Genomic DNA, 3,066 nt, shown 5'->3' on the forward strand with positions numbered 1-3,066 from the left:
TCACAAAATAGATACCCGTTGGATCATGGAATTTGTATTTCTCAGACATCCTGTAAAATATAAAATTCTTCAAGTTTAGGCCTTTGCTCTCAGCCATACTTTGCACGCGTTACGCTGAAAAAGCTAAACGCGCGCTATTGGGTTCCTAATTCTCTCTTCGAGTGGGCAGTATTCCATACCTCTCTCGATCCTGAAAAGTGGACGGAGAGATAATAAAAAAAGCCCCAATCAAGGGGCTTTAAATATTCTGCCTACTCAGATCTGATTTTAAGGCTTACCATCAAATAACGACATTAGGTAATTAACCAAGGTCGTAATCAATAACCCACTAATCAAAATCCAAATAATATTCTTTAATGTTAGTTCTTGTTCGATTGAAGGCGGGTATACATGACTCCCTCCACTATAGTCTATGGCACTTGAATACCTTTAATACTCTGGTTCATTCACAAGACCTGCTGATACTGGATTCATGTGAATATAATCCAATTTCTCATCTTTAAATTTATTAGTCTCCAACTCTTTAGGCTGATTGTTTTGCCGAATCGTCGTACCGCACCAAAACTGGTAGATTTTATTATTGGAGTTTTTCTTTCCTGCTGATTTAAAAATCCAGAGCACCCAAGCTTTTCTACTCCCATGGCGCGCGTTTAGCTTTTTCAGCGTAACGCGTGACTACTCCACTAGCATAATTTCCAACAACTCCCATGGCGCGCCAGTGGGGATTTCTGTTCCTCTTAGGGCATTACAAATGCCCTTTAAGCTTACAGTCGCATAGCATATGCGACCGAGCGGGAAGTATGGTTGAGGAGGTGTATTTCTTAAAATCTCGAAGTGTATCAGACAATCTGCCTTCGGCAGATGAAATGATCAGGTGTAGATGATTCGACATCAGACACCAGGCATATATTTCTAAGCCCTTTCCCTTTTGGCAATGATTGAGACTGTCTATCACAATTTCCGCATACTGCCTTCTGGTAAACACATCGATCCATTCGACTACTGCAAATGTGATGAAATGAATTCCTGTCTGATTTCTGATTTTATATCCTGATGAACTCATTGGGTCGGTTGGTGTTTGAGTTCATGAAATTAAAAAAATTATTAGTTCATAACAAGTCTAAAGACTTGCAAGGATCTGACCTTTCAAGTCTCGCTACGCTAAGACTTAAAAGAGCGGGTATACATGACTCTGACTGTTAATATCTAGCTATAGTGTCAATTGGTACAAAATTCTTGTATCGAACTTCGTAAGTTGGATTGCCAGTGGAATCGTAGACGTAGTGTATATCTTCACCTACATTTTCGGACATAAATTGAGTTTTACCATTCGGGTAGAATTGCTCATACTTGCCTACTAATTTACCATTCAGATAGTTCCCTTTAACTTGGATATTCCCATTTTCATGATACGCTATATATTCCCCAACAGGTAATTCATTTTCATACCTTCTTTCAGTCTCTAATCTTCCATTTTTATAGTACGTCCAACTATCATAACCAACTACATCAAATGAATCTAATACCACAATTTTTTCCTCATTAAAACGCTCTCTCATAATGAGGTCACCCAATTGATAATAGTTTTTTTCCAATGTATCTCCATTCGAGCTATACAAAGTCCATACACCATCTTTTGAACCATTATTCAATATTCCAGTTTCTTTTAATTGACCATTTTCATAAAAAGTTTCTGTTTTATTGCTTTTACCACATGAAAAGAGAATTAAAAAGAATCCTAAAAAAAATAACTTATTAATGTTGTCCATGAAATATATCTTTTCCATTTATTGTTATGTAATGACCATCTACTAACGTAGAAGAATCATTTGGGTAATTCACTTTTATTGTTACATCAGAAAACGGAACTCCGTGTTCATTAAAATATCACTTACCATTCTTGAACACGCTCGTATCAGTTGGAAACGGAGTTGGGCTCAAATCAGGTACACTCATCATATCACTATTATCAGGAAATGCCGCTGCTTCATCAAATAGATCAAAAGAAATACTAATAGTTTCAAAAATAGCTTGAGGTGATTTAAACATCAGAAAATGCAAAAAGAAATGCCCCAGCTGCGTTTATAATTCCCGCACTAACGATTATAATAAAAAATAGAGATAATCTTTTTCGTTTGCTCTTCTGAGATAAAAATTCATACTCCCTAAATTTATCATCAAATATGGCTTTTGATAACACCAAGTAATTCAGTAATAATATAATAGCAACGCCCGGTAAAATTGTGGTATTCAAATTAGTTATTATCCCGATGCCACCAAGAACAGATGAAAGTCCTGTTACCAAAAATATTTCCCATAAGAACATATAGAGGATAGCATTTTGTCGTGGAATTGTACTTTCACCAATATCAAAACTTGACCAATAAGCATTAAAAAAAATATAGTAGTAATAATATTTAATCTTCTTCAACATAACAACTCTAATTTCCATCTGGATTTGTCATTTCATACACGCCATAAGCGAATCCCATGGCGCGCGTTTAGCTTTTTCAGCGTAACGCGTGACTATTCCACCAGCACAATTTCCAACAACCCGCTTTGACCTGAATAATCTCTTGCTGAACTATACCAATAATATACCGATTCATCTACTATTTCTTCTTCTACAGGATTGTTATGGATATAATCTACTTTTTGTTCTTGCAGTTCATTGGTATCCAAATGGATCGGATGATTACCATCTTGCCAGACCTTGTAGGAACTAACCCTCTGTACTTTTTCTGCTGCTTTTTCAAATGCCCTCAGTAGCCACTCTTTTCTGCTTTCATGATTCTATCGAGCGCTTTGATGATGGCTCTAGCGGTATGTTTCTTGAAGTCTCGCATAATCGATTCCAAAGACTTACCCTTTGTGCTAATCACCATATGCAAATGACTCGGCATCAATACCTAGGCATGAATGAGTAACCCTTTCTCCTTTTGACAATATTTCAACGAATCAACAATGATATGCTTGAATTCATTTCTTGTAAACAGGTCAATCCAATGCACAACCGTGCTTGTCACAAAATAGATACCCGTTGGATCATGGAATTTGTATTTCTCA

At 36.5% G+C, this 3,066-nt stretch carries 6 protein-coding genes; all 6 read right to left on the minus strand.

What is annotated here, in order from left to right; genetic code table 11:
- Window positions 1-745: 745 nt before the first annotated feature.
- Window positions 746-1,063 carry a transposase gene (locus tag ABJH98_RS15385; protein ID WP_348308587.1) on the minus strand — a complete coding sequence of 106 codons (318 nt, stop codon included), beginning with the start codon at window positions 1,061-1,063 and terminating at the stop codon, window positions 746-748.
- A gap of 136 nt (window positions 1,064-1,199) precedes the next feature.
- A complete protein-coding gene (locus tag ABJH98_RS15390; RefSeq protein ID WP_348308588.1) occupies window positions 1,200-1,787 on the minus strand; it encodes a hypothetical protein in 588 nt (195 codons plus the stop codon).
- 100 nt (window positions 1,788-1,887) lie between these two features.
- Window positions 1,888-2,049, minus strand: a complete 162-nt coding sequence (locus tag ABJH98_RS15395; protein WP_348308589.1) for a hypothetical protein — start codon at window positions 2,047-2,049, stop codon at window positions 1,888-1,890.
- Window positions 2,042-2,452, minus strand: coding sequence for a hypothetical protein (locus ABJH98_RS15400; protein WP_348308590.1), 411 nt, complete (start codon window positions 2,450-2,452; stop codon window positions 2,042-2,044). The genes ABJH98_RS15395 and ABJH98_RS15400 overlap by 8 nt, the downstream gene beginning before the upstream one ends.
- Window positions 2,453-2,526: 74 nt before the next feature.
- On the minus strand, window positions 2,527-2,682 hold the full coding sequence (locus ABJH98_RS15405; RefSeq protein WP_348308591.1) for a hypothetical protein: 156 nt from the start codon (window positions 2,680-2,682) through the stop codon (window positions 2,527-2,529).
- Window positions 2,683-2,762: 80 nt separating this feature from the next.
- On the minus strand, window positions 2,763-2,885 hold the full coding sequence (locus ABJH98_RS15410; protein ID WP_348308592.1) for a hypothetical protein: 123 nt from the start codon (window positions 2,883-2,885) through the stop codon (window positions 2,763-2,765).
- Window positions 2,886-3,066: the final 181 nt, after the last annotated feature.

It is taken from the genome of Reichenbachiella sp. (assembly GCF_039969095.1).
Classification (GTDB): Bacteria; Bacteroidota; Bacteroidia; order Cytophagales; family Cyclobacteriaceae; genus Reichenbachiella.

Coding starts and splice junctions, on each gene's coding strand:
- ABJH98_RS15385 (WP_348308587.1), bottom strand. CDS start 1,063: ATGAGTTCATCAGGATATAAAATCAGAAATCAGACAGGAATTCATTTC.
- ABJH98_RS15390 (WP_348308588.1), bottom strand. CDS start 1,787: ATGGAAAAGATATATTTCATGGACAACATTAATAAGTTATTTTTTTTA.
- ABJH98_RS15395 (WP_348308589.1), bottom strand. CDS start 2,049: ATGTTTAAATCACCTCAAGCTATTTTTGAAACTATTAGTATTTCTTTT.
- ABJH98_RS15400 (WP_348308590.1), bottom strand. CDS start 2,452: ATGGAAATTAGAGTTGTTATGTTGAAGAAGATTAAATATTATTACTAC.
- ABJH98_RS15410 (WP_348308592.1), bottom strand. CDS start 2,885: ATGGTGATTAGCACAAAGGGTAAGTCTTTGGAATCGATTATGCGAGAC.